This window comes from Solimonas sp. K1W22B-7, assembly GCF_003428335.1.
Lineage (GTDB): Bacteria > Pseudomonadota > Gammaproteobacteria > Nevskiales > Nevskiaceae > Solimonas_A.
Genome location: NZ_CP031704.1, coordinates 861,071 through 886,371, shown reverse-complemented (window position 1 = coordinate 886,371; position 25,301 = coordinate 861,071). Strand labels below are relative to the sequence as shown.

Below are 25,301 nucleotides of genomic sequence, written 5' to 3'. Positions count from 1 at the left end.
TCTGGGACAGCCCGTGCTCAGGCGGCCGCCTTGTCGGTGGCGCCATCGGCCGCAGATCGCAGGCCCATGAGCCGCAGCACGCGCTGCTTGAGATCATCGACCAGCTCGAACACCACCGGCACCACCAGCAGGCTCAGGACGGTGGAGGTGACCAGGCCACCGATCACCACCACCGCCATCGGCGCGCGGAACGTGCGGTCGCCCTCCAGGCCCAGGGCGATCGGTGCCATGCCGGCCGCCATCGCCACCGTGGTCATCACGATCGGGCGCGCACGCTTGTGGCAGGCATCGACCAGCGCATCGACGCGATTCATGCCCAGGTCGCGGCGCGCCATGATCGCGTACTCCACCAGCAGGATGGAGTTCTTGGTGACGATGCCGATCAGCATCAGCAGGCCGATCAGGGAGGCCATCGACAGCGACATGCCGAATACCCAGAGCAGGCCCAGCGCGCCGCCCGCGGCCAGCGGCAGCGCCGTGAGCACGGTGATCGGCTGGCCGAAGTCGTGGAACAGCAGCACCATCACGGCGTAGACGCAGAAGATGCCGGCCAGCATCGCCAGCGAGAAGCCGGTGTACATGTCCGCCATGTTCTCCAGGTCGCCCGAGGTGATCTGGCGCACGCCGGCCGGCAGGTTCTTCAGCGCCGGCAACTCGTTGGCCTGCTTCAGCACGTCACCCAGCGGACGGCCGCGCATGTCCACCGACAGCCGCGCATTGCGGTGGCGGTCGTAGCGGTCGATCTGCGCCGGCCCGTCGACGACGCGGATGTCGGCGATGTTGCCCAGCGGCACCGAGGCGCCGTTGGCGCCGCGCACGCGCAGCTGCGCGATCATGTCCGGGTCCTTGCGCGCTTCGGGGTCCAGCTGCACACGCACGTAGACCTGGCGGCCGGGCAGGTTCAGGCGCGGCAGGTTGAAGTCGTAGTCGCCGGTGGTGGCCACGCGCACGGCCTCGCCGATGGCGGCGGAGGTGATGCCCATGGTCGCCGCGCGGGCGAAATCGGGGCGGATGACGATCTCCGGCCGCAGCAGGTTCACCGAGGAGCTGATGGCGCCCACGCCGCGCAGGCGGCGCAGGTCGGCCTCCGCATCGCGCGCTGCTTTCTGCAACACCACCGGGTCGTCGCCGGCCAGCACCAGCTTGAGCTTTTCGCCCGGCGCGCCCTGGCCGATGGTGATGCGCACGCCCGGCACGTCGTCCAGGGCCTTGCGCACCGCATCCTCCATCTGCCGCGGGTTGCGCTCCCGATCGCGCAGCGGCTTGAGCATGGCCATCAGCTGCGCATTGCGCACGGCGCCGGTGGTGGAGTCGCGCAGGTCGCCGGTCTGGATGCTGACGCCGACGGCGACGTAGACCCGGATGACCTCGGGCTGCGCCTCGAGGATCTTGCGCGCGCGCTCGGCCATGGCGGCGGTTTCCTCCAGCGTGTTGCCGGGGGGCCCTGCAGGGTTACCGCCAGGGTCGAGACATTCTTCGGCGAGATGAAGTCGTTGGGCAGCTGGCTGATCATCACCATCGAGGCCACGAAGAACGCCGCGGCACCGGCCGAGGTGATGAAGGGATGCTCCAGGCACCAGCGCACGCTGACCAGGTAGCGCTTCATCACCGGGCCGTCGACCTCTTCATGCTTCGGCGGCTTGAGCAGGTAGGCCGCCATCATCGGCGTCAGCAGGCGCGCCACCAGCAGCGAGAATCCCACCGCGACAGCGGCCGTCCAGCCGAACTGCTGGAAGAAGGCGCCGGTGAGGCCGCCGACGAAGGCCGTGGGCAGGAACACCGCGACCAGGGTCAGCGAGGTGGCGACCACGGCCAGGCCGATCTCCTCGGCGGCGTCGCGCGCGGCATCCAGCGGCGACTTGCCCATGCGCAGGTGGCGCATGATGTTCTCCACCTCGACGATGGCGTCATCCACCAGGATGCCGATCACCAGCGTCAGCGCCAGCAGCGTGATCAGGTTGAGGTTGTAGCCGAGGATCGACAGCACCAGGAAGGTCGGGATGATCGACAGCGGCAGGGCCACGGCCGAGACGATGGTGGCGCGCCAGTCGCGCAGGAACAGCCAGACCACCAGCACCGCCAGGATCGCGCCCTCGTACATGGCATGCATCGAGGCGTCGTAGTCGGCCTGGCTGGTGTCGACGATGTTGGCCACCTCGACGAAGCGCACGCGCGGATCGCCGCGCGTGACCTCCGCCACGGCCGCGCGCACACCCTTGGACACCGAGACCTCGTCGAAGCCGCGGCCGCGGAACACCTGGAAGCCGACCACCGGCCGGCCGTTGAGCATCGCCAGTTCGCGGCGCTCGCCGCCGGTGTCGCGCACGCGGGCCACGTCGGCCAGGCGCAGGCGGCGCCCGTCGGCCAGCGGCAGCGACAGCTGCGCCAGCGCTTCGGCGTCGGCGACGGTGCCCTGCAAACGCACCGACTGCTGCTGTCCGCCGAGGTCGCCGCGACCGCCCGGGGCTTCCTGCTGCATGCTGCGCAACTGGCCGCTGATCTCGCCGGCGGTCACCCGCAGCGCCTGCAGGCGCACCGGGTCCAGCTCCACCCGCACCTCGCGCGTGCTGCCGCCCTGGCGCACGATCTGCGCCACGCCACGGATCGCCAGCAGCTTCTTGGTGACCACGTCATCGACGAACCAGGACAGGTCGGCGGGATCCATGCCCTCGACCTCGACGGCATAGGTCAGCACCGGCATGCCCGAGGAATGCATGCGCGACACCACCGGCTCCTGCAGCTCGGCCGGCAGGGTCGAGCGGATGCGGGTCACCGCGTCGCGCGTGTCGACCAGGGCCTCCTGCACGTCCTTCTCGTAGTCGAACTCCACCAGCACGCTGACGACGCCGTCGGTGATGCTGGTGCTGAGGTGGCGCACCGCGCCGATGCTGGCGACGGAATCCTCGATCGGCCGCGCGACCTCGTTCTCCAGCTGCTCCGGCGGCGCGCCCGGCAGGCGCGCGTCGATCATGATGGTGGGGAAGTCGATGTCGGGAAAGCCCTGGATGCCGAGGCCGCGGAAGGCCACCAGGCCCGCCACTGTCAGCATCACGAACAGCAGGATCGACGGCGTCGGCTTGTAGATCGCCCAGGTGGAAAGGTTCACGGCTTGCCCGCCGCCCCGACCACCTGCACCAAGTCACCGGCATTGAGGAAGGCGCCGCCCGACTTCACGAAGCGATCCGCCGGCGTGATGCCGTCGAGGATCTCGATGCCCTGCTGACGCCGGCGCCCGGTCTGCACCTTGAGCTGCTGCACGCGGTTCTGCGCGTCGATCTTCATCAGGTAGCGGTTGCCGTCACGCAGCACCACCGCCGACTCCGGCAGCACCATCGCCTCGCGGCCCGGCAGCTTGAAGTGCCCCGACAGGTACATGCCGGCGGACAGGCCGCTGGCGGCCGGCAGGTCGACATAGGCCAGGCCGTTGCGCGTGCCGGTATCGACCATCGGCGCCAGCTGCCGCAGCGTTCCGGCGATCTCCGAACCGTCCAGCGCGGCCAGGCTCACCGGCATGCCCGGCGCCAGGCGCGCCAGCGCCGCGGCCGGCACCTCCGCGCGCCACTCCAGGCGATTGCGCCGCAGCAGGCGGAACAGCTCGCTGCCCATGCCGCTGACCGCGCCGACGGTGGCGCTGCGCGCGGAGATCACGCCGTCGTCGGGCGCCACCACGCGGGCATAACGCAGCTTCAGCGCCTGCGTGTCGCGCTGGGCGCGCGCCGAGGCCAGCTGCGCCTCGGCGGCGGCGGCCGTGGTGCGGTAGGTCTGGATGGTCTGCCGCGTCATCGCCTCGCTGGATTCCAGACGATCGGCACGCTCGGCGTCGGCCCTGGCCTGGGCGTTGCGCGCCGCGGCCTCGGCCAGCAGCGCATCGGCGCGGGCGAGATCGGCGCGCAGGGTGTCTTCGTTGTAGCGCGCCAGCAGCTGGCCCTTCTTCACCGCGTCGCCGACGTTGACCAGGACCTCGTCCAGGCGCACGCCGCCGACCTCGGCGCCGATGCTGGCTTCCTGCCAGGGCGCCACTTCACCGCTGGCAGCCAGCAGTTCCGGCCAGGGTTCGCGGCTGGCGGAAACCAGCTCCACGCTGAGCGCGGCCCCGGCTTCCGCGGGTGCTTCCGCAGGGCCATTGCAGGCCGACAGCAACAGCAAACCCAGGATTCCCGCCAGACCGACCGCCGATTGCTTGCGCCTCACTGCCATTCCCCTCGCCACCACATGTCGTCGAGCCCGCCCGGCACCGTTCCGGCGCCGGGGCTCGCCCCAGGGGCGATTGTGCGGGATGTTGCCAGCTGTGAACATCATGCAGATGCATCAGCCGGCGACGACAGGATGACAGGCTTCCGGCCACCCGCCCTCACCCATGCCGCGCAAGCGGGCGTGTAACGCAGACGGATCGCCCCGGGCCGGCCGGACCAGGACCGCGGGGCCGGTCGCCGGAACGCCGGCCCCCCATACGGGACAGGGCCGAAGGATCCGCCCGCAGCCTTATACTGCGCGCCCGCGTTCCCTTCATGACCGATATGCCAGCGCCCCAGCCTGGCGCACGCCGCGCCGCCGTGATCTTCATCTTCATCACGGTCTGCATCGACATCATCTCCTTCGGGATCATCATCCCGGTGCTGCCGCGCCTGGTCACCGGCTTCGCCGGCGGCGACAGCGCCCACGGCGCGCGCGTCTTCGGCATCTTCGCCACCGCCTGGGCACTGGCACAGTTCTTCGCTTCACCGATCCTGGGCGCGCTGTCCGACCGCTACGGGCGCCGCCCGGTGATCCTGCTGTCCTGCACCGGCATCGGCCTGGATTTCATCCTGATGGCGATGGCCCCGAGCCTGGCCTGGCTGTTCGTCGGCCGGGTCATCTCCGGATTCACCGCCGCCAACTTCAGCACCGCGAGCGCGTACATCGCCGACGTCACGCCGCCGGAAAAGCGCGCCGCTGCCTTCGGCATGCTCGGCGTAGCTTTCGGTGTCGGCTTCGTCATCGGGCCCGCCATCGGCGGACTGCTCGGCGCCATCGACCCGCATCTGCCGTTCTGGGCCGGCGCCGTGCTGGCGCTGATCAACGCCGCCTACGGCTACTTCGTGCTGCCCGAGTCCCTGGCACCCGAACATCGCAGCCCGTTCTCCTGGCGCAAGGCCAATCCGCTCGGCGCGCTCAAGCTGCTGCGCTCACACACCGAACTGATGTCGATGGCCGGCATCAATTTCCTGTCGCAACTGGCGCAGGTGGTCTATCCGACCGTGATGGTGCTCTACATGGGCAACCGCTATGGCTGGGACGCCCGCGCCATCGGCATGACCCTGGCCCTGGTCGGCGTCTGCTCCGCCATCGTGCAGGGTGGCCTCACGGGTCCGGTGGTCAGGCACTTCGGCGAGCGGCGTGCACTCCTGTTCAGCCTGCTGATCGGCATCGCCGGGTTCCTGATCTTCGGGCTGTCGCCTACCGGCATCCTGTTCCTCTGCGGCATCCCGGTGATGGCGCTGGCCGGCTTCGCCAATCCCGCGGTGCAGAGCCTGATGACGCAACGCGTCCTGCCCAGCGAGCAGGGATTGCTGCAGGGCGCCAATGCCGCGCTGATCGGCATCGCCGGCATGATCGGGCCGCTGCTGTTCAGCCTGACGTATGCGCATTTCATCGATCCGCGAACGGTCATCCATGCCCCCGGCGCGCCGTTCCTGCTGGCGGCGGCGCTGATGACGGTGGCCGCGGTCGTCGCCTGGCGCGCAACGCGCGCCGATCAGGCCGCAGACGCCGGCAAGATCGCACCCCCCGCCGCCTCGGGCTGACAGCGGTCCTGCCTGGGGCGACCGCTGAGCGCGCCTGTGCCTCAGGGCTTGTTGCGGATTTCCGCGGTGGCGCGCTTGAGGATTTCCATCACGCGCTGCTGCTCCTCGGCCGAAGACTTGCGGGTCTCGATCAGCGCCGCCTTGAACTGGCCCAGCGCCTCGAACATCGCCTTGGACCCGCGCCCGCGACCGAAGCCCTCGAAGTCCGCTTCCCGCCCGCCTTCACCCGAGAACGCCCGGCGGACCTTCTCCATCTTCTCGCCGACGCGCTCGAACTGCTGGAACATCGCCTCGACCACTGCCTGGTTTTCCGACAGATGGGCCTGGCCGGCCTCGGTGACGTGATACAGCTTGCGCGTCCCTTCGGCCACGACCGTGGCATGGCCGATCTCCTCGAGATAAGTCAGCGCCGGATAGATCATGCCGGGGCTCGGCGTGTAGAAGCCCTTGGAGCGCTCTTCCAGCGCCTTGATGATCTCGTAGCCGTGCCGCGGCTTCTCCGCCAGCAGCGACAGCACCAGCAGCTGCAGGTCGCCGGAAGCCAGCTTGCGGCCCATGCGCATGCCGCGCCCGCCGGCCTCGCCATCGTCGGCAAACGACCCGCCGAAGCGGCCAAAGCCGCGTCCGCCGTGATGGTGCCGCCCGCCGAAATGCTGCATCAGGCGTTCAAAGTGATTTTCGTGGTGGTGTCTCATTGCTCTAACTCCATTTATGTCATACGACGTATCGTACGATATATATCTTAAGACTGTGCGTCAAGCGGCTAGAGGCACCCTCCATCGATTCTCATTGACTCATATTGAACATTAGCGTTCAATATTGATTGAGTAATGACATTGGCGCTGCCGGAAAGACCGGTGCGTACAGGAGAGAGAACGTCGTGAACGAAGAGAACCAGGAACCCGCAAGCCTCAAGCGCCGCAACGTGCTCAAGGGCGCGCTCCAGATGGGAGCCGCCTCCGTCGGGGCCTTCGCGCTGTCCGGCTGCGGCGAGTCCAGTGCCGCAGAAGTGCCGCCTGTCGATGACGGCAGCGGCGTCACGCCGCCCGGCGGCAACTACCGGGTGGACGTGCACTGCCATCACATCCCGGACTTCTATCGGGTATCGCTGGCCGCGCATGGCATCGTCACCGCCGGCGGCATCCCGATTCCGCCGTGGACGCCGCAGCTGGCCGTCAACTTCATGAACAAGTACGGCATCCAGACCCAGATCGTGTCGATCTCGGAACCGGGCGTGGCCTACCTGCCGACCCCGGCAGAGCGCATGGCCATGGCGCAGCAGATCAACGACTACACCAGGGAGACCCTGATCGACGCCGGCAGCCCCGGTCTGGCCGGGCGCTTCGGCGGTTTCGCGGTCATTCCCCTGGGCGACCCCGACAACCCGCTGGATATCCTCAACGCCTGCGCCGAAGCGGTCCGCGCCATCAACGTGCTGGGCATGGACGGCATCGGCCTGCTCACCAACTACAAGGGCATCTACCTGGGGGATCCGCGACTGACACCGCTGATGCTCACCCTCAACACCCTGGGGGCCATGGTCTTCGTGCATCCGGTCACGCCGGTGAAGCCCGACAGCATCGTATTGCCGACCTTCCTGTTCGAGTTCACGTTCGACACCACGCGCGCCGCGGTCAACATGCTCTACAACGGCGTGTACCGGCTCTATTCGCGCATCCGCTGGCTGCTCGCCCATGCCGGCGGCGCCCTGCCCTTCCTGTCGTACCGTACCAGCCTGCTGACGCTGACCCCGGCGATCGCGGACAACCTCGGCATTCCGGCCATCGAGGACATCGAGGTCTTCGGCAGCTACCGCGACCTGTACTACGACACCGCGCTGTCGCCCGCGGCGGCGGCGATGAAGTCGGTGCGGGAGGTGACCACGCTGGATCACATCCTGTTTGCCACCGACTGGCCGTTCTCCAATCTCGCCTTCCTCGCCACCACCACCGGCGATCCTCAGCCGCGCCTGAGCGATACGTTCAATGCCGGGGAGCGACTGAAGGTGGAACGCGACAACGCCCTGGCACAGTTCCCGCGCCTGGCGGCGATGAGCGGTCGATGAAACCTGCCGCAATCATGCAGGAGCCCGCTCGCTGGCTCCTGCACCGCCAGGCGTGGCGTGGCGTCAGACCGCCGTGCTGCAACCCGCCTCGCCCGGCTTGCGCTCCTGCTGTCGCAACAGGTCCAGCGCCACGTCGACGATCATGTCTTCCTGACCGCCCACCATCCGGCGCCTGCCCAGTTCCACCAGGATGTCCACTGCCCTGATGCCGTACTTCCTGGCGGCCATCTCGGAGTGGCGCAGGAAACTGGAATAGACGCCGGCATAGCCCAGCGCCAGCGTCTCGCGGTCCACACGCACCGGGCGGTCCTGCAGCGGCCGCACGATGTCATCCGCCGCATCCATCAGCGTGTACAGGTCCGTACCATGATCCCAGCCCAGGCGGGCGGCCGCGGCGATGAACACCTCCAGCGGCGCATTGCCGGCGCCGGCGCCCATGCCGGCGAGACTGGCGTCGATGCGGTCGCAGCCCTCCTCGACGGCGGCGATGGAGTTGGCCACGCCCAGGCTGAGGTTGTGGTGCGCGTGAATCCCGGTCTGCGTCTCCGGCTTCAGCACCGCTTTCATCGCACGGAAGCGGTCACGGATGTCCTGCATGCCCATCGCGCCGCCGGAGTCCACGACGTAGATGCATCCGGCGCCATAGCTCTCCATCAGCTGGCCCTGCAGGGCCAGCGCTTCCGGGCTGGTCATGTGGCTCATCATCAGGAAGCCCACCGTGTCCATGCCCAGGGAGCGCGCGTACTCGATGTGCTGCCTGGAGATGTCGGCCTCGGTGCAGTGGGTGGCCACGCGCACCACGCGCGCGCCGGCGTCGTAGGCCGCCTTCAGGTCGTGGATGGTACCGATGCCGGGCAGCAGCAGCGTGGCGATCTTCGCGTGGCGGACAACCTCCGCCACCGCCGCGATCCACTCCAGGTCGGTATGCGCACCGAAGCCGTAGTTGAAGGTGGAGCCTTGCAGGCCATCACCGTGCGCGACCTCGATGCTGTCGACCTTGGCCTTGTCCAGCTCCCGCGCGATGTCCTGGACGTTCCTGATGGAGTACTGGTGCCGGATCGCGTGGCTGCCATCGCGCAGGGTCACGTCGGAGATGTACAGCTTCTTGCCGGGATTGAAGGTCATGTTCGTAGTCTCAGGTGCCCTGCAGGGACTGCGCGATGCGCTCGCCCGTGGCCAGGGCCGCGGAGGTCATGATGTCGAGGTTTCCCGCATAGGCCGGCAGGTAGTGAGCGGCGCCCTCCACCTCCAGGAAGATGGAGGTCTTGAGCCCCGAGAAGCTGCCAAGACCGGGAATCTTCACCGGCGCCGAGGCGGGAATGACGTCGAACTGCACCCGCTGCTTCAGGCGATAGCCGGGTACATAGCGCTGTACCGCGGCCGCCATTTCGGCGATGGAGGCCTCCACGGCAGCCTGGTCGGCGAGTTCGGACAGCGTATAGACCGTATCGCGCATCAGCTGCGGCGGTTCGGCCGGATTGAGGATGATGATGGCCCGGCCCTTTCCCGCCCCGCCGACCGTCTCGATCGCCTTCGACGTGGTCTCGGTGAACTCGTCGATGTTGGCGCGCGTCCCGGGGCCGGCGGACTTGCTGGAGATGGACGCGACGATCTCGCCGTAGTGCACCCTGGCCACCCGCGACACCGCGGCCACCATCGGGATCGTCGCCTGGCCGCCGCAGGTCACCATGTTGACGTTGAGCGCGCCCAGGTGCTGCTCGAGGTTCACGACGGGGACACAGAACGGCCCGATCGATGCCGGCGTCAGGTCCACCATGCGGATGCCGGGCTTGAGGCCGCGCAGCAGGGCATCGTTCTTCACATGGGCGCCGGCCGAGGTGGCGTCGAACACGATGTCGATGTCCGCGAAGCCGGGCAGCCGCGTCAGGCCCTCCACACCTTCGCAGGTGGTTGCCACTTTCAGCCGCTGGGCACGGGCCAGGCCGTCGGACGCGGGATCGATGCCCACCATCGCGGCCATCTCGATGTTCTGGCCATGGCGCATGATCTTGATCATCAGGTCGCTGCCGATGTTGCCGCTGCCGATGATCGCCGCCTTGATCTTTCTCTTCATGGGTCGTCTTCCCCTCAAACCATGCGGCAGGACACGCTGCCGAGCGCGCCAACACGTGCCATCAACAGGTCTCCCGCAGTCACCGGCACCATCGGCCCCAGGGCACCCGAGAGGATGATTTCGCCGGCACGCAGGCCTTCTCCACGGGCAGCCATGGTCCGCGCCAGCCAGTAGGCGGCGCGCAGCGGATGGGCCAGGCAGGCCGCACCGCTGCCGACCGATTCGGTCCGTCCATTCCTGTCCAGCTGCAGCCCCAGTTCACCGAGGGCCAGCTGGCCGATGCCGATGGGCTGGTTGCCCAGCACGTAGAGGCCGCAGGAGGCGTTGTCCGCCACGGTGTCCACCAGGGTCAGCTTCCAGTCCGCGATCGCACTGTCGACGATCTCCAGGGCCGGCAGCGCGTAGGCCAGGGCGGCGAGAAACTCGCTGTAGCTGGGCGGCACGCCGGACAGATCGCGGCTGACGACGAAGGCCACTTCCGCCTCCGCCTTGGGCTGGATCAGGCGCGACATCGGCACGGCGTCGCCGTCGAGGAATTCCATGTCGTCGAACAGCAGGCCGAAGTCGGGCTGATCCACGCCGAGTTGCTGCTGCACCGACCTGGAGGTGAGTCCCACCTTCTTGCCGACGACACGGGCACCCTCGGCGATGCGGCGCCTCGCATTGATGGCCGCGACGGCGTAGGCGCTGTCCAGGCCGGAGAGCCCGTGGCTGACCGATACCTGGCCGATGGGAACGCGACGGGCGCGGGCGGTCCAGAGGGCTTCGGCGGCATCCTGCAAGCCGGGAGAAAAGCTGAGGTCGTTCATGATCGTGGGACTGGGTGAATTCAGACAGTGACGGCGGATTGCAGGCAGACCTGACCGCACAGTTCGGCGACGGCGGAATCGAGAGCGGCCGGCTTGACGACCGCGAAGGCGAACTTGTCCGGCCGCAGGATTGCGACCGCCTCGCGGCGGTACCCGGCCTTGCGGAACCAGCGGACCATGACGCCGGTGAAGTCCTCCACCTCGACCAGTCCGGCGGGCGTGGCACGCTCGACGCCGATCTGCCCCTGGGGACGCCCGCCGTAGGGGTAGAGGGTGAGGTAGCGCGCGCCCAGCCGATCCAGCCCGGCACGCGACTCGGCACTCAGCGCGCTGCGCGGATCGACGTTCAGGCCCACCACCGCGAACTCCTTGCCCAGCAATTCGTCGAGCCGCGTGCGGCTGCCGTCGAAGCGGCGCACCTCGGGCTGCGGCGCAAGCACCCCCTCGGGGCCGCCAAGGCGGCGGCGCGGCAGGCCCAGGTACTGGCCGCGGGTGTAGACCGGGTCCGGCTTGAAACCGCCCTCCTGGAACCAGCGCTTCCCCGCCGGTATGGCCAGGGCGAGCTTGATCAGCCCGTCGCGCAGCAGGCAGCCCGCCGGATTCGTCATCGAGACGACGTCCTTGAGCCATACCGACACGTTGATCATGGCCTTGGCATGGTCGTGGCGTTCGCGACCGTAGCTGTCCAGCAGGCTGTCGTTGCACTGGCTCTTCAGCACCGCGCTGAGCTTCCAGCCCAGGTTGTAGGCATCGCGAACGCCGGAGCTGGCACCCTGCCCCATGAACTGCGGCGTCATGTGCGCGGCATCGCCGGCCAGCAGCACGCAGCCCACGCGCCAATCCTTGGCGATCAGCGCATTGAAGGTGTAAACCAGCTTGCGCCTGACCTCGAACTGGTCGGGATCGACGTATTTCGACAGCAGCATGCGAATGGTCTCGGGCTGCTCCATCCATTCCTTGGTCATGCCCGGCATCAGCATGAACTCGAAGCGATGGAAGCCGTCCGGCTGGACACAGCTGACCACGGGAAGTTTCGGGTCGACCACGAAGTTGAAGTAAGGCATGTGGCGCAGCGCTTCCACGCCCTCCTTCAGCTTGAGATCGACCACCAGCCAGGGCTCCGGGAAATTCTTGCCGGTCATTTCGATGCCGAGCTGCGTGCGGACCACGCTGCGCCCGCCATCGGCACCAACCAGGTAGCGCCCACGCAATGCCTGCAGGTCTGCATCGCCATCCGCCACCGACCTGAGGTCCGACTGGTCGCTGAAGCGGAACTGCCGGGTGGCCTGGTGGGTCACCGTGACGCCGCTGGCGTCCTGCTGGAAATCCACCAGCTCGCGCCCACGCCGCACTTCGACGTTCGGATAGCGCGCCAGCAGGCGGGTCAGCGTGGTCTCCAGGTAAGGCTGGTAGAAGAAGTTGACCACCGGCCAGCCGAACGGCCGCTGCGTCGGCATGTACTGTCCCATGACCGTGCCGTCGGGACGGGCAAACTGCACCGGCGTCTCCAGCAGCATCTGCGCCTGCACCTCCTCGGCCGCGCCGATGTGCTGGAAGATGCGCATGCACTCGTCGTCGGTGTAGACCGCGCGCGCATTGCCGTAGAACACCGGCTCGCGTTCCAGGACTACCACGCGGTGCCCGCGCATGCCCAGCATGTGGGCGAGGACCAGGCCCGTAGGACCCAGGCCGGCGATGATGACTTCTACCGTGTCCGTCGCGGCAGTGACTTTCATGTTCATGCAGGAATCTCGTTAGCGGATCGGGGAGTACTCGGGCCGCAGCGCGTTCTTCGCGCCGCGGACCGCGTTACCCAGGTGGGTGCCAATGCCGCGGAGCAAGGACGCCCTCTGCGGGCGATGGCCCCAGAGGCTGATGGCGTTGTAGTGGGCGGTCGGTTTCCAGCCGGCTTCCTCGACCTTCAGTGCATCCCAGCCCAGCTCCAGCTCGAAGCCGGAGGGCGTCAGCACGTAGAAGGAGACTTCGCGATCGTTCGGGTGCTGGCCGATTTCGTGCGCCATTTCGCAGCCCAGGTCCCGCAGGCGCCCGTAGGCATTGACCAGGTCGTCCATCGTCGCGGCCAGCAGGTTGAAGTGCTGCGCCTTGGTGCGGATCGGATCGATGCGCAGGCCGCGTGTCGCCGCGATCGCAATGGAGTGATGCCGCTCGTTGAGCCGCAGGAAGCTGATGTCGAGCATCGCGCCGCCCATGGGCTGCGAAATCCGGTCGCTCAGGCGCGCATCGAAGATCTCCTGCCAGAAGCGCAGCATCTTCTCCGGCAGGCGCGTCGTGATCGCCAGGTGCCCGAGGCCGCTGGCGCCGGTGACGAAGGCACTGGTGAGCATGTTCAGGGGTTCGTCGGCAAGCAGCGGCTCGGTGTACAGCTCCAGCGCCATCCCCTTGGGCCCCTTGAAGCGGTAGAAGGACTTCACGCCGCGCAGCGTGGACTCCTCCTCCGTGCCGGCCTCCACTGCGATGCCGCGATCACGCAGGCGGCCCATGATCACGCCCAGCGCCTGCCCGTCGTCCACCTGCAGGCCGGCGGCGGCGAAGTCTTCTGATGGACCCCGCGCCACGATGACGCGGCGCGCATGCTCATCGACCCGGAAGGCCAGGGTCGCGGAATCCTCGTGCGCCAGGTGCATGCCGAGACCCTGCTTCAGCAGCCGCCGCCACTCATCGATCTTTTCGGACTCGATCAGCACGTAGCCCATGCGCACAGCCCCGAACAGCGAGTGAGGGTGCTTTTCCGTCATGACGCTTCAGCCGCGGCGCTGCGCGACCGGCGTCTGCTGCTGCAGGAAGCCCGCCGTCGTGGCATTGAACTCCTCGGCCCGCTCCCACTGCACCCAGTGGCCGACATTGCCGAACAGGTACAGGTCGCAGTTGGGCATGCGCGACTGCAGTGCGGCACCGCCGCTGGGGCGGTTGACCTTGTCGGCCCTGCCCCAGAGCACCAGCGTCGGCACCTGGCACCGGGCCAGGCGGCGATCGCGGGTGAAGTCCATGCGGATCGCCGCGGCCAGGCCCGGCGGGCGGCGTAGCGGAGGCGCCGCGATGACTTCCGGGTCGATGCTGGCCTGGTAGCGCTCCTCGATGATCGAGTCGGGAACCTGGCTGCCGTCGAACACCAGGGACTCACGGATGAAGCTGCGCAGCTTGTCACGCGAGGGGCCGCTGCCGCTGTAGTAGTTCAGGAGCTGGTTGAGGCCCCGGGTCGGCAGGCCGCGCGTGGTGCCGATGCCGCCGGGCCCCATGAGCACCAGCGCGGAAACGCGCCGGGGCTGGTCCAGCGCCATGCGCAGCGCGCAGGCTCCGCCCAGCGAATTGCCCACGACATGCGCACTCTCGATGTTCAGCGCATCGAGCAGGCCCAGCATCGCCTCGGACAGATCGCCGAAGGGATCGGCGCGGTTCACGCCCTTGCTGCTCTGGCCATAGCCCTGCATGTCCGGCACCAGCACGCGGAAGTGCCGGGCCAGCGCGGCGATGTTGCGCGAGTAGTTCGACAGGCCCGAGGCACCGGGGCCACCGCCGTGCAGCATCAGCACCGGGTAGCCTTCGCCGGCTTCGCTCAGGTGGATGCGTCGGCGGCCGAACTGCAGGATGCGCGAGCGCAGGCCGGGAATGTTCTGCATCACGGTCATTGAAGTCTCCATGGAAAACCGGGATCAGGCGTAGAGCGGCGCGAGGAAGCGGCGCACGCGGCTCCAGTTCTGCATGCGGTCCTCCTTCCTGTAGTCGCGCAGGCGGGTGATCTGCCCCTGCACCGCGGCAGCGACCTGTTCGCGCAGGGCCCAGACCAGATCCTTGTCCTGCTGCCGGCCCTGCAGATGCGCGGTCTGGATGCGCTCGCCGAAGCCGAAGTAATAGCGCTGCGGACGCGGGATCAGCGTCGGACCCAGGCCCATCGGAATCGGCGGAATGAAATCGCCGCCGCGGGTCAGCTCCAGCAGGCCGCTGCGCTCCACCAGCGTCCGGCGCCAGCCCGGCTTCAGCACATCGTTGGCGTCCAGCAGGATGCGGTAGCTTTCGTCCGGGCCGACCGAACCGAAGGGAATGATGTCGTAGCCATGCTCGATGGCCAGGCGCGCGAAGCCCGCGCGCTGCTTCCAGATCAGCTGGTAGGCCTCGCCGCGGCGGCGCATCACCTCGCGCGCGCCACCGGGAAAGACCAGCACGTGCGCGCCGCTCTTCATCAGCGCGGAGCAATTCTCGGGGCTGCCCAGCACCATGCCGTGCCTGGCCAGGAAATCGCCCCACCAGGGCACCTGGAAATGCCCGCGGTCGCCGAGGCCGCGCAGCATCACACCGTACTGGGTGTGGAGGTGCTCGATCATCAGCGGGGCGTCGGTCAACCCGAACAGCGTGTGATTGCCGACGAACAGCGCCGGCTTCTTCAGGTCCAGCTCCCAGAGACCGAGGAACTCCGGGTAGAACCAGCTGCGCGCCAGCTTCATGAAGTGGCGCATCTCCCGGCGGGAAGGCGGCACGAACTTCAGGATGTCGTCTGGATTGGTGGCGTCCATCTACCGCACTCCTCGCTCTGGGTCCCGCAGCCGGAGTCCGGGCCGCTCTTAAAACTACAATGATCTTATTTGAACATTATTGTTCAATAATGTCAATCAATGTATTGCGCCGCTTGCAAAGTACCTCAGGCGATTCAAGCCATTGATTTGCAAGGCAGGAGAGACCGCAGCGCTGCCTTGGCAGGGATATTCGGGGTAAACTCACCCGAGGAAGTTCGTCGATTCTTGGACAATAGTGTCCAAAATCTGGACAGAGTCGAGGCCGCCATGAGTGCCATGAGCCCTGCGCAAAAGAGAATCCACCAGGCGGCCCTGCGTCTTTTCGCGGAGAAGGGCACTTCCGAGGTCACGGTCGGGGAACTGGCCCAGGCCGCCGGCGTCGCCCGCGGCACCATCTACAACAACCTCGAATCGCCGGATCGCCTGTTCGAGCACGTCGCCGCGCAGCTCGCCGACGAAATGGATGAACGCATCGTCGCCAGCTATGCCGCTGCCGGCATCGACGACCCCGCCCTGCGCCTGGCCACCGGCATCCGCCTGTACGTGCGCCGCGCCCACGACGAACCGCACTGGGGGCGCTTCCTGGTGCACTTCGCAATGACCAACGAATCGATGCGCAAGGTCTGGATGGGCCCGCCCATGGATGACCTCGTCCTGGGGCTGCAGCAGAAGCGCTACGACTTCCGCCCGGACCAGGCGGCGACGGCCCTGGGCCTGCTCGCCGGCTCCACCTTGGCGGCGATCATGCTGGTGCTGGAAGGGCTGCGGACCTGGCGCGATGCCGGATCCGACACGGTGGAGATGGTGCTGCGCGGCCTGGGCGTCGGCGCGGAAGACGCCCGGAAACTGTCTGTCGCCGAACTGCCGCCGCTGGCCGAGATCGCCTGAGGCCGCGGGCCGGCCAGCAAAAAGGCCCATCTTGCGATGGGCCCTGGGAAACTTCCGCTGACTGAAGCGACGCTTCAGTTCTGTTCTGTCGACCACACCCGTTGAACGTCAATTTTAGGCGATTGACTCATATGGCCTAATCGGCGTGTTCCTGTGGTCCGCCATCAGCGGCACGCCGATGGGTGCGAAAGGAGGCGGATACAACCACAGTTCCGCGTCGCCTCTCTGGGGCTACGCCTTCGCCCTCTTTTTCGGCGCGATGCTGGGGTTCTTCTGGTACAGCTTTCATCTCGCCAGATTCAAAAACTCCGGCGAAGGAAATCGGAAGACGCCCTGATTTGGAGTAAGTGGGAAGCAAGCCACCAGGGCCTGTCATCAATTCCCCGATCGCTGCGACGGAGGCCGTTCTGGCGCAGGGCTATGTCCCGAGACGCGCCGTGTACTAGACGTACATCAGCGGCTCGGGACGACGCCCTGCGCCCAGGCGGCCCCCGCCCTCCGGGTGCCCCCGTCTTCGCCTGGAGGCGCCTACTGTTGGTGCCGCCATGCCGTGTTGCTCGTCAGTGCCTTCAAAGTGTCTTCAGGTATTCGATGATCGCCTTGCGCTCCTGGTCGGTCAGGACATCGGCGAACTGATGGCCCGTGTTGGCATTGCCGAGGCTGCGCGTGTCGTAGACGAAACGCTTGTGCGGAGCCGTCTGCGGCAGTACCAGAACGCCGGGCCAGCCCAGGCCAGCCAGCAGGTTGGTCACGATCTGCACCACAGAGGGCCCTTCTTCATCCAGCGGATTGCAGTTCTCCAGCATGTTGCCGGGAATATCGGAGCAGCTCAGCAAGTCGTGCTTCCAGCCCAGCGCGTCGAAGTCATAGGCCGTTGCCAGGCGTTGATCGAATCCAGTCACCGGTCCCTCGGTCTGCAGCTTGCGGCGCCAGATCGGCGAGCGCTTGGAGGAGTCCAGCACCTGCTCGATGGTCGGCACCGAGCCGTTGTGGAAGTACGGCGCGGTCGCCCAAGTGCCGTACAGCGGTGGCGCCTGGTAGCCGATCACTTCCTTCTCCCAGCCGCAGACGCCCTTGGGACGCAATGCCAGCGGCAGGTTGTCGTCGATCTTCTCGGTCACGGGACTCTTGTCTTCAGGCCGCACGTAGCCCGGCGAACTTTCCGGATACGCGAACCAGGTGCTGTCCCAGACCCGACGCAGCACCGGCGCGGCGAAGTCGACGCGCGCACGATCGGTACCGATCACGTCCAGCGTCGAGATGTGTCCGGCGACCCCTTCCAGCACCGGGCTCTCCAGATAAGCCGGGTCGTTGACGTACCTTGGCGAATAGGCACCGTGGCAGCCGGCGCAGGAGCCGTTGCCACCGACCGGCTTCGGCACCGGATTGTGCAGGCTTTCGGCCCACAGGTTCTTGGCGTGGAACAGGATCGCACCCTGCTCGGCCAGCGCAGTGTCGATCGACTCGGGATAGGCAGGCGACTGCAGCGACAGGAGGTAGGACGCGACGTCCTGGTCATAGTGTTCGATGCGCTCGCGGTAGGGCTTGCCGTCCAGGGTCAGCACCACACCGCCATCGCCCGCGCCGGCCGCCATGAGGATGCGCTGGCTGTCGTTGGACAGACCGGCGTCGTAGAACTTGCGCGGACGCGAGCCCCAGTTCCACCAGGCCGGCGTGTCCTGCGTGTGCGAGATCGGGTGGTCCACGTCCTGCACGCTGCCCAGGCCGCCCGCCGTGTAGAGCTTGGTGAAGTTGGGGTTGAGGCCGAGCGAGTCGTAGTCGAGCACGGTCAGCAGCAGCTCGAAGGTGCCGACCGCGTTGTTCTGGCCGCGCTGCTCGATGCCCAGCGAGTTGGCGCTGACCAGGGCGTCGGGGTTGATCGGCGGCAGCGCGCTCAGCGGCGACCCGGCCAGCACGGCGGCCAGCGGCGCTTGGTCCTTCGCGATCATGGGGGAGTCAAAGTTGGCGTTGCCCAGGCCAAGGCTGGAGAGCCCTACGATCTCGGGCTCGCCGGAGGCGGGATCGCCGATCTGGCCGCCATGGCAGGTGTGGCAGTCGGTGCTGCCGATCTGCCCGGTCCAGTTGCCGTCGGCGTCCTTGATCTGACGCAGGCCCAGCGGTAGCTGGCCAGAGCCGCCGGCCGTGGTCTTGGGGTCTTCGCCGGGCAGCGGATAGGGATTGTTGAAGGGCGCGTGGTTGAGGCCGTAGCGCAGGGTGTACATCTGGTCGAAGTTGGCCGGACGCTCGGTCAGGCCCCACTTCTTCCAGGTGTCATTGAATTCGGCAGCCGTGGTCTGCGCGATGGCCAGGTCGTCCTGCAGGAACTTGAGCCCGCGGCCGCGGCGCGCGCGGTATTCGCCGCAGGTCTTGGGCGACTGCTCCGCCTCGGGCGACGCGACGTGGCAGTCTTCATACCAGGCGTTGTAGTACACCGCCTTGTTCTGGTTGACGCCGGGCACGATCAGCGTGCGCGGGTCGGGCGGCAGCACGGCGCTGTCGGCCTGCGCGGGGCTGGCGGCTGTGCCGTCGCCTTCGCAGTACGTCTGCCACAGGTGCCTGGCGCGCTTGCTGCCCAGCAGCGGCAGCTGCGACACCGTGCCGGCCCCGCCGAGAAGACCCACGCAGCCGGCAGGGTCGGCGAAACACTGCAGCAGGATCGACATGTTCCTGTAAGCCGCCGAGTCCTTCGGCCAAGGCGCCCCGCCGCTATGCGGCGTCTCCTGTCCCGAGGCCATCAGCAGAATGCGCGAGGTCGGGTTGTTGCCGCCGAGGCGTTCCCAACTGGCCTTGAGGTTGGCCAGGTCTTCCGCGCGATTGCTGCTGAGCTGGAATTTGCGTCCCGTGTCGACGTCGCCGATGCCACCAGGCACATGGCAGCTGCGGCAGAAATCCAGGCTGGGCTGCACGTTGCGCGTGTAATGCTCTTCCATCGAACGGGCCTGCGCAGCGCCGTTGTGGCCCGCTCCATCGCTGCGGCTGCCATAGTCACCGCAAGCAGCCAGAGCGAGGACCAAAAGAGCGCCGACAAGATATCGGTGACTTCCGACGCGCATCTTCTTCTCCTCTTTGTCGATTCGCTGTCGCCGCAAATGCGGGTCAGCAGTTATGCGAGAAAGAATTGCACACATGTGCGAATTGAGTCAATCACACTTATGTGCGAAATTGGTTATGCTAGGAAAATGAATGACTTGAGTACCACTACTGCCAGGAAGCCCTACCAAGTCCGGGGGCAGCTTCGTGTACAGAGCGTCTTGGAGGGCGCGAGGCAATTGCTGCTTGAGGGCGGACTGGAGGCACTGACCATTCCGGCATTGGCGGCGCGCCTCGGATTTTCCCGCAAGAGCATCTATCACTTCTTTCCGACCGCGGAATCCATTCTGAATGCACTCTCGCATCAGGCCTTGGAAGAATTCGAAAGGAGAGCAATGGCAGAAGGCGCCGCTCATCCCGAACGTCGCTGGAGGGAACAGATCGCGGGCATGGTGCGTGCGCTGACCCACTACTTCAATGAGGACGCCATTGCCCAGCTCGTGATCCTGGGCAGCGGTTTGATGGCCGAAGGCTTCAAGGCGCAATCCCACTCCGTGCGCCATCTGAGCGAAATGACCCATCGCATGTTTGCAAAAGCGGGCCGCCCCTTGCCGCGGGAGCCGATCGATGCTGTCGAACTGATGGTCGATATCGGCATGACAGTGTTCAGGATGTCGGTGCGCACATATGGTCGGGTGAGTCCACGTTTCGAGCAGGAGATTGTGGATACGATGGTCAGGTATCTGGAACCCCATGTCGCTGCGGCTGCAGCGGGGGCCAAATCCGCTCACCCCTGATAACGGCACTGATCTGTTTGTAATGAAGAGAGGCCGGCCTTGCGCCGGCCTCCCGTGCATCCTGCCGCTTCAGTACCCCAGCTTGGCGCGCACGCGCGCGGCCATGTTCTGCGAACCCGCAGTGTTGGGATGGACGGAGAAGCCGGTCGTGCTGGGCATCAGGCCCTCGACCCAGCGCACGCCAGCCGGCTTGCACATGTCATGCCCCTGGCTGGAGGCATAGGTATCGACGAACTCGACGCCATTGGCTTCTGCTGCGATCTTGATCGCGCCATTCATCTGCTGCTCGATCTGGTTGAGATAGGACAGATCGCCGGCGGCAATGGGAACGCCGCCACTGAGGCAGCTGGTGCCACTCATCGGCAGCAAAGTCGGATAGCCCACGACCAGCACTCGGGCACTGGGCGCGCGCTGGCGAATACCCTGGATCACCGTGGCGACCTTGGGCCCCACGGCAGCGGCCTTCTGCGCACCACGATCGGTACCGCCGGCGGTATAGACCGCCTTGCAGGGCGCCCCAAAAGGATTAGTCCAGGACACCCCCGCACAGGTCACGACCATCTCGGACAGCGGCAGATCGTTCCCGCCGATGGTAAGCGTCACCAGCTGCGTCGTCGTGCTCAACACATCGAACTGGGCCGGGTTGAAGCCATCACCGACGAACTGAGGCTGCAACATGTTCGCCGTCACGGCACTCTGGCAGGTGACATCGGTCAATGCCATGCCGATGCCGGCGGCGACCTGGTGCGGATAGTTCTGGTCGAAGCGAAAGCAGCCGATCGGCGTTCCGGCGAGCACGCCATTCAGGGGGCCGGCGGCATAGGAATCGCCCAAGGCAATGTATTCACCGCTTTCGGCAGCTGCCAGCTGCGGGAAGCCCACCACACCCGCCACGATCATCAACGTGGTGATTCCGCGTTTGAAACCTCGCATATTTCTCTCTCCAGGGTAAGACAGTGGAATACCGGACTTCAGCAATCCGTTGTCACGGACAGCTCCGTCGCCGGAACAACGGGAACCACGAGGCTGGACGGATGCTCCGCTTCGCTATGGATACTCAGCACGCCAACCTGCGCACACACTCCCCCTCTCTTATGGGTGCGAACCTTAGGCGAACGATTCCGCCACCGCGGTGACCGTAGCGCCGCGCTCTTCACGTCAACATTGCTGTTGGCAGTGCGGCAAGGAGGAGGATTGACAGCACCTTGAAATTACGCGAAAAAGTCGAGCACTCCAGGGCGCCAATGACCGACTCGAATATTTTCTTCCTGCATGCCCATGCCGCGATGAAGCGGGCAGGCATCGACGTGGAGGAAATTTATCGCCGGATCGGAATCAATTCCTCACGCCTCATGAAGGCCGGCGCCAGTCACCCGCACCAGTACCAGGCAGTGTTCTGGCAGGCGGTGGAGCAGTACACGGGTGATCCGGAAATCGGACTACACCTCTGCCCGCAGCTTTCTCCGTTTGCCGGAGAAGTGCTGACCCATCTGTTTGTGAGCAGCCCCACCTTGGGAGTCGGCCTGGAGCGCGTCCTGCGGTACATACGGCTGGTGAGCGACGATCTGAGCCTGCAACTTTCAAGGAATGCCAAGGGCCCCGAAGCCGTGCTGGCAGGAAAGCTCGGAGACGACCATACGCCGAGGCACAGCGAGATCACGTTCTTTTATGGATTCATCAAGGCCGCGCGTTATTGCTCCGGCGATCTTTTCAAGCCCAGCCTGATCGAGTTGCGCTGTTCCGAGGGGGAAGCGGAGGAAGAGTTCGAGAGCATCTTCGGTTGCCCTGTCCGGTTCCGCTCCGCGGAAACCCGCTGCTATTTCCCTCGGGAACTTCTGGACCTGCCACTGCCGCATGCCGACCCTGAGCTGGCCAGTGTTCACGAGTTGGTCGCGCAACGTCGGATGCGCAAGGTAATGAAGCGCGACCGGACGGAAGAAGTGCGAAGAATCATCAGTACGCACATCGAGGGAGGGCGATGCATGCTGTCGGATGTGTCAGCCGAGTTGGGGTGCTCTCCCAGGAGCCTGCGCAACGAGCTTCTCGATGCCGGGACCACCTTCAACCAGATTCTGGTGGAAACACGACAGGCGCTTGCAAAGCATCTTTTGATCAGCGGCACCGAACCCGTCGAGAGAATTGCGTACCTGACGGGATTTTCCGAAAGAAGTGCGTTCTTTCGGGCATTCAAATCGTGGACGGGCCTGACACCGCTCCAGTTCAGGACTCGATGCGGGCAGCAAGAGAACGATTCCTGAGCTAGCGCATTTTTCGTTCTGGTGCCTACGGAAGAGCCCTGCCATGGAAGCATCGTCATACTGGCGAAAGCCGGTAGGTGGATTCACATTTGAAATGCAACACTTTGGCGAAGACCTCGGCAGGGGTTTTGAAGCCGAGGCACTTGCGTGGCGTGTGATTGTAGATCTGAGCGATCTGCAAGAGTTGGTCTGGTGAGAGGTCTTCGACGTTGGTTCCCCGGGGTAGCCAGCGGCGCAAACGCCCGTTGGCATTCTCGACGCCACCCTTCTGCCAGGGGGAATGCGGATCGCAGAAATAGGTCTGCAAGCCCAGGGGCTGATGCAGGGTGTAGTGCAAGGCGAATTCGGTGCCGTTGTCGAAGGTGATGCTGCGGCGCAGGGCTGGGGGCAGTGGGGCCAGCAAGGCCTGGAGGGTTTGCGCCACCGGCGCAGCGGCCTTGCTGGGCTGGCGGACGATGGCGGTCAGCCGGGACGTTCGCTCATGCAGGGTCAGGATGGCTTGGCCATAGCGCGCAAAGAGCATCAGGTCGGCTTCCCAGTGTCCCGCCTGGCGCCGGTCAGCCGCAGCCTTGGGGCGCTTTTCGATCGAAACCCGCTGCTGGATGTGCTCTGCCGGGCTGCCGCCCTTGCGGCCACGGAAGCCGCGCTTGCTCTTGGCACGGGGCAGATAGAGACGCCAGGAAAAGTCGTTGGTCCGGGCGATCTGGGCGGCAATGAAGCGATAGATGCTCTCGTAGCTGATCTGCAGATCCTGCTGAGCCAGCCGCCGCGATACCTGCTCGGGAGACCAGCCTCGGCGCAATCCCTCCAGAACCCTGGCTTGCAGCTCGGCATCACGCAGAAGCCGGCTACCTTGCCAGCGGCGCGCCCGAGCTTGCTCGCCGGCATAGACGCTCTGGTAGCCCGTCGCGCCAGTGTTGCGCTTCAGTTCCCGAGAAATGCTCGATGGCGCGCGATCCAGAGCTGCCGCAATTTGCCGGATCGACTCCCCGGCTTGGCGCCGACGGGAAATCTCACACCGTTCCTCGATTCCAAACTGCTCAAAGCTCTTGCGTCCCATTGCAGCACCCTCGTAATAGGGTGTTGCATTTGGTTTGTGAACTCACGGTATGACGGACTCCAATGTCTTGATGTGAATCGGAAATGCCCTAGCGTCTGCCCGAACCAGTATTTCCGGCAAACAAAAACAGAAAACCCCGGAACTACAATGAGTTCCGGGGTTTTGTTTACAGATCTGGGCCTTGGTGTACCTCAGAACGGAATGTCGTCGTCCTCGAACCCGCCGCTGTCGGCCGGCGCACTGGCCGGCGCCGGGGCGGAACGGCCGCCGCCGGAGGAGCGCTGGTCGTAGCCGCCACCGCCGCTGCTGCCGCGCTGCTCGTAGCTGCCGCGCTCCTCACCCATGGCGCCGGTGCCGCCGCCGGGCTTGCCGTCGAGCATCTGCATGTCGTTCACGCGGATCTCGGTGGTGTAGCGATCCTTGCCTTCCTTGTCCTGCCACTTGCGCGTGCGGATGGAGCCTTCGACGTAGATCTTGGAGCCCTTCTTGAGGTACTTGCCGGCGATCTCGGCGAGCTTGCCGGGGAACACCAGGTTGTGCCACTCGGTGGCGTCCTTCATTTCGCCGGTCTGCTTGTCCTTCCAGCTCTCGGTGGTGGCGAGGGTGGCATTGGTGATGCCGTCGCCCGAGGGGAAGAAACGCGTTTCGGGATCTTTGCCGAGGTTGCCGATGAGGATGACTTTATTGACGCCGCGTGCCATGAGCGCGCTCTCCTTAGTGACTTGAATTCAGGGGCTGGGGGTCGGCCACCGGGGGTGGCGCCAGCCGTACCGCGAAGCTGAGCCAGAGTACCGGCAAGACCGCCGCCAGGCAAAACACGCCGGTGATGCCCCAATGGCCCAGGACATAGCCTGCCAGGGGAGCGCCGACGCCACCGCCCAGTACCTGGGCCGTGGAATACACACCCAGCGCCGCGCCCTTCTGCTGCGGCGGCGCCATGCGCGAGATCATCGAGGGCAGCGAGCCCTCCAGGTAATTGAAGGCGATGAAGTACAGCAGCAGCGAGGCCAGCAGGCCCAGGCCGCTGCCGTGCAAAAGGCCGGTCAGCGCCAGGGACACGGACAACAGGCCGATGGAGCCCAGCAGCACCGGGCGGGCCTGGCCGCGGGACTCGGCCCAGCGCACCAGCGGGAACACCGGCAGGATCGACGCCACCAGCACCGGCAGGTAGACCTTCCAGTGCTCGGCGCCCGGCAGCGCCAGCGTGGCCTCGATGGCGAAGGGCGCGGCCACGAACAGGGCCGTCATGCAGGCATGCAGCAGGAAGATGCCGCCGTCCATGCGCAGCAGCTGCGGGTCCAGCAGCACCTCGCGGAAGCTGCCGGCCGGCGCGGTGGAGACCGGCGGCTCGGGCGGCACGAACCAGATCACCAGCGGCACCGCCAGCAGGGCCAGCACGCCGGTCATGGTGAAGATGCCGTCCACGCCGATCCAGCCCGACACCACCGGCCCCAGCACCATGGCCAGGATGAAGGACAGGCCCATGCCGACGCCGACGATGGCCATGGCCACCGTGCGCACCTGCACGCGGGTGACGTCGGCCAGCAGGGCCGAGACCACCGAGGACACCGCGCCGGCACCCTGCACCACGCGCCCGGCGATGATCCAGTGGATGTCGTGGCTGTGCCCGGCAATGAAACCGCCCGCCGCGAACACCAGCATTCCCAGCACGATCATGGGCTTGCGGCCCCAGCGGTCGGACGCCATGCCCAGCGGCACCTGCAGCACGGCCTGCATCAGGCCGTAGGCGCCCATGGCCAGGCCGATCTGCAGCGCCGTGATCTCGCCCGGCAGGCCGCGCGCGTAGAGCGCGAACACCGGCAGGATCATGAACATGCCGATCATCCGCAGCGCGTAGACCGCGCCAAGGCCGATAACGGCACGCCATTCAAGGGAATTCATCGGGTTAGGACGGAAAATGCGGAAATGGTCAGCCGGGATTCGCAAAAATCTTGCCGAAGCGTGCTTCGCCTTTGAAATGCAGCGCCTCAGCCACATATATTAGCTG

19 protein-coding genes and 1 pseudogene are annotated in these 25,301 nt (G+C 66.2%); 5 read left to right on the top strand and 15 right to left on the bottom strand.

Annotated features, from left to right (window positions below; genetic code table 11):
* Positions 1–17: 17 nt before the first annotated feature.
* Together D0B54_RS24675 and D0B54_RS04255 are read right to left on the bottom strand one after the other, a co-directional pair.
* Positions 18–3,106 (bottom strand): annotated as a pseudogene (locus D0B54_RS24675) (efflux RND transporter permease subunit).
* Positions 3,103–4,197, bottom strand: a complete 1,095-nt coding sequence (locus tag D0B54_RS04255) for an efflux RND transporter periplasmic adaptor subunit (protein WP_117289503.1) — start codon at positions 4,195–4,197, stop codon at positions 3,103–3,105. Before D0B54_RS04255 ends, D0B54_RS24675 begins: the two are co-directional and overlap by 4 nt.
* Before the next feature lie 311 nt (positions 4,198–4,508).
* On the opposite strand from D0B54_RS04255, the gene D0B54_RS04250 reads away from it, so the two are divergent.
* Positions 4,509–5,783, top strand: a complete 1,275-nt coding sequence (locus D0B54_RS04250; protein ID WP_205527268.1) for a TCR/Tet family MFS transporter — start codon at positions 4,509–4,511, stop codon at positions 5,781–5,783.
* Between the two features lie 41 nt (positions 5,784–5,824).
* Here D0B54_RS04250 and D0B54_RS04245 read toward each other — a convergent pair whose 3' ends face one another.
* Positions 5,825–6,478 carry a PadR family transcriptional regulator gene (locus D0B54_RS04245; RefSeq protein ID WP_117289501.1) on the bottom strand — a complete coding sequence of 218 codons (654 nt, stop codon included), beginning with the start codon at positions 6,476–6,478 and terminating at the stop codon, positions 5,825–5,827.
* Between the two features lie 185 nt (positions 6,479–6,663).
* Between D0B54_RS04245 and D0B54_RS04240 the strand changes: the two genes are divergently transcribed.
* Positions 6,664–7,848 (top strand): amidohydrolase family protein, encoded by a 1,185-nt coding sequence (locus tag D0B54_RS04240; protein WP_117289499.1) that lies wholly within the window; start codon positions 6,664–6,666, stop codon positions 7,846–7,848.
* A 63-nt stretch (positions 7,849–7,911) separates the two neighbouring features.
* Here D0B54_RS04240 and dmpG read toward each other — a convergent pair whose 3' ends face one another.
* Genes dmpG through D0B54_RS04205 form a run of 7 tightly spaced genes read right to left on the bottom strand, consistent with a single transcriptional unit; the run spans position 7,912 to position 15,260 of the window.
* Positions 7,912–8,973, bottom strand: coding sequence for a 4-hydroxy-2-oxovalerate aldolase (dmpG, locus tag D0B54_RS04235; protein WP_117289497.1), 1,062 nt, complete (start codon positions 8,971–8,973; stop codon positions 7,912–7,914).
* Positions 8,974–8,983: 10 nt separating this feature from the next.
* A complete protein-coding gene (locus D0B54_RS04230) occupies positions 8,984–9,922 on the bottom strand; it encodes an acetaldehyde dehydrogenase (acetylating) (protein WP_117289495.1) in 939 nt (312 codons plus the stop codon).
* A gap of 14 nt (positions 9,923–9,936) precedes the next feature.
* Positions 9,937–10,731 carry a 2-keto-4-pentenoate hydratase gene (locus D0B54_RS04225; RefSeq protein ID WP_117289493.1) on the bottom strand — a complete coding sequence of 265 codons (795 nt, stop codon included), beginning with the start codon at positions 10,729–10,731 and terminating at the stop codon, positions 9,937–9,939.
* A gap of 20 nt (positions 10,732–10,751) precedes the next feature.
* On the bottom strand, positions 10,752–12,473 hold the full coding sequence (gene mhpA, locus D0B54_RS04220) for a bifunctional 3-(3-hydroxy-phenyl)propionate/3-hydroxycinnamic acid hydroxylase MhpA (RefSeq protein ID WP_117289491.1): 1,722 nt from the start codon (positions 12,471–12,473) through the stop codon (positions 10,752–10,754).
* 12 nt (positions 12,474–12,485) lie between these two features.
* On the bottom strand, positions 12,486–13,487 hold the full coding sequence (locus D0B54_RS04215; protein WP_117289489.1) for a VOC family protein: 1,002 nt from the start codon (positions 13,485–13,487) through the stop codon (positions 12,486–12,488).
* 6 nt (positions 13,488–13,493) lie between these two features.
* Positions 13,494–14,378: an alpha/beta fold hydrolase gene (locus D0B54_RS04210; protein WP_117289487.1), complete on the bottom strand. Its 885-nt coding sequence runs from the start codon at positions 14,376–14,378 to the stop codon at positions 13,494–13,496.
* Between the two features lie 24 nt (positions 14,379–14,402).
* Positions 14,403–15,260: a lysophospholipid acyltransferase family protein gene (locus D0B54_RS04205; RefSeq protein ID WP_205527267.1), complete on the bottom strand. Its 858-nt coding sequence runs from the start codon at positions 15,258–15,260 to the stop codon at positions 14,403–14,405.
* 267 nt (positions 15,261–15,527) lie between these two features.
* Between D0B54_RS04205 and D0B54_RS04200 the strand changes: the two genes are divergently transcribed.
* On the top strand, positions 15,528–16,148 hold the full coding sequence (locus D0B54_RS04200; protein WP_117289485.1) for a TetR/AcrR family transcriptional regulator: 621 nt from the start codon (positions 15,528–15,530) through the stop codon (positions 16,146–16,148).
* A 569-nt stretch (positions 16,149–16,717) separates the two neighbouring features.
* On the opposite strand, the gene roxC is transcribed toward D0B54_RS04200, so the two are convergent.
* A complete protein-coding gene (gene roxC, locus D0B54_RS04195) occupies positions 16,718–19,201 on the bottom strand; it encodes a putative rubber dioxygenase RoxC (RefSeq protein WP_441347431.1) in 2,484 nt (827 codons plus the stop codon).
* On the opposite strand from roxC, the gene D0B54_RS04190 reads away from it, so the two are divergent.
* Positions 19,103–19,975, top strand: coding sequence for a TetR/AcrR family transcriptional regulator (locus D0B54_RS04190; RefSeq protein ID WP_162932194.1), 873 nt, complete (start codon positions 19,103–19,105; stop codon positions 19,973–19,975). The two genes, roxC and D0B54_RS04190, sit on opposite strands and share 99 nt — an antisense overlap.
* A 69-nt stretch (positions 19,976–20,044) precedes the next feature.
* On the opposite strand, the gene D0B54_RS04185 is transcribed toward D0B54_RS04190, so the two are convergent.
* Positions 20,045–20,908: an SGNH/GDSL hydrolase family protein gene (locus D0B54_RS04185; protein WP_205527265.1), complete on the bottom strand. Its 864-nt coding sequence runs from the start codon at positions 20,906–20,908 to the stop codon at positions 20,045–20,047.
* A 272-nt stretch (positions 20,909–21,180) separates the two neighbouring features.
* Here D0B54_RS04185 and D0B54_RS04180 point away from each other — a divergent pair, with 272 nt between their 5' ends.
* The gene (locus tag D0B54_RS04180; RefSeq protein WP_162932193.1) at positions 21,181–22,233 is read left to right on the top strand and encodes an AraC family transcriptional regulator; all 1,053 of its coding nucleotides are present in this window, start codon (positions 21,181–21,183) and stop codon (positions 22,231–22,233) included.
* A 55-nt stretch (positions 22,234–22,288) separates the two neighbouring features.
* On the opposite strand, the gene D0B54_RS04175 is transcribed toward D0B54_RS04180, so the two are convergent.
* The 3 genes from D0B54_RS04175 to D0B54_RS04165 form a co-directional block, all read right to left on the bottom strand.
* The gene (locus D0B54_RS04175) at positions 22,289–23,293 is read right to left on the bottom strand and encodes an IS30 family transposase (RefSeq protein ID WP_117289342.1); all 1,005 of its coding nucleotides are present in this window, start codon (positions 23,291–23,293) and stop codon (positions 22,289–22,291) included.
* Between the two features lie 191 nt (positions 23,294–23,484).
* Entirely contained in the window at positions 23,485–23,994 is a 510-nt protein-coding gene (ssb, locus tag D0B54_RS04170) for a single-stranded DNA-binding protein (RefSeq protein WP_117289476.1), read from the bottom strand.
* 13 nt (positions 23,995–24,007) lie between these two features.
* Positions 24,008–25,195, bottom strand: coding sequence for an MFS transporter (locus D0B54_RS04165; protein WP_162932192.1), 1,188 nt, complete (start codon positions 25,193–25,195; stop codon positions 24,008–24,010).
* Positions 25,196–25,301 lie beyond the last annotated feature (106 nt).

What these genes read in the sequence shown, in the direction of transcription:
- D0B54_RS04255 (WP_117289503.1), bottom strand. Translation starts at nt 4,197, where the DNA reads ATGGCAGTGAGGCGCAAGCAATCGGCGGTCGGTCTGGCGGGAATCCTG.
- D0B54_RS04250 (WP_205527268.1), top strand. Translation starts at nt 4,509, where the DNA reads ATGACCGATATGCCAGCGCCCCAGCCTGGCGCACGCCGCGCCGCCGTG.
- D0B54_RS04245 (WP_117289501.1), bottom strand. Translation starts at nt 6,478, where the DNA reads ATGAGACACCACCACGAAAATCACTTTGAACGCCTGATGCAGCATTTC.
- dmpG (WP_117289497.1), bottom strand. Translation starts at nt 8,973, where the DNA reads ATGACCTTCAATCCCGGCAAGAAGCTGTACATCTCCGACGTGACCCTG.
- D0B54_RS04230 (WP_117289495.1), bottom strand. Translation starts at nt 9,922, where the DNA reads ATGAAGAGAAAGATCAAGGCGGCGATCATCGGCAGCGGCAACATCGGC.
- D0B54_RS04225 (WP_117289493.1), bottom strand. Translation starts at nt 10,731, where the DNA reads ATGAACGACCTCAGCTTTTCTCCCGGCTTGCAGGATGCCGCCGAAGCC.
- mhpA (WP_117289491.1), bottom strand. Translation starts at nt 12,473, where the DNA reads ATGAACATGAAAGTCACTGCCGCGACGGACACGGTAGAAGTCATCATC.
- D0B54_RS04215 (WP_117289489.1), bottom strand. Translation starts at nt 13,487, where the DNA reads ATGACGGAAAAGCACCCTCACTCGCTGTTCGGGGCTGTGCGCATGGGC.
- D0B54_RS04210 (WP_117289487.1), bottom strand. Translation starts at nt 14,378, where the DNA reads ATGACCGTGATGCAGAACATTCCCGGCCTGCGCTCGCGCATCCTGCAG.
- D0B54_RS04205 (WP_205527267.1), bottom strand. Translation starts at nt 15,260, where the DNA reads ATGGACGCCACCAATCCAGACGACATCCTGAAGTTCGTGCCGCCTTCC.
- D0B54_RS04200 (WP_117289485.1), top strand. Translation starts at nt 15,528, where the DNA reads ATGAGTGCCATGAGCCCTGCGCAAAAGAGAATCCACCAGGCGGCCCTG.
- roxC (WP_441347431.1), bottom strand. Translation starts at nt 19,201, where the DNA reads ATGCGCGTCGGAAGTCACCGATATCTTGTCGGCGCTCTTTTGGTCCTC.
- D0B54_RS04185 (WP_205527265.1), bottom strand. Translation starts at nt 20,908, where the DNA reads ATGCGAGGTTTCAAACGCGGAATCACCACGTTGATGATCGTGGCGGGT.
- D0B54_RS04175 (WP_117289342.1), bottom strand. Translation starts at nt 23,293, where the DNA reads ATGGGACGCAAGAGCTTTGAGCAGTTTGGAATCGAGGAACGGTGTGAG.
- ssb (WP_117289476.1), bottom strand. Translation starts at nt 23,994, where the DNA reads ATGGCACGCGGCGTCAATAAAGTCATCCTCATCGGCAACCTCGGCAAA.
- D0B54_RS04165 (WP_162932192.1), bottom strand. Translation starts at nt 25,195, where the DNA reads ATGAATTCCCTTGAATGGCGTGCCGTTATCGGCCTTGGCGCGGTCTAC.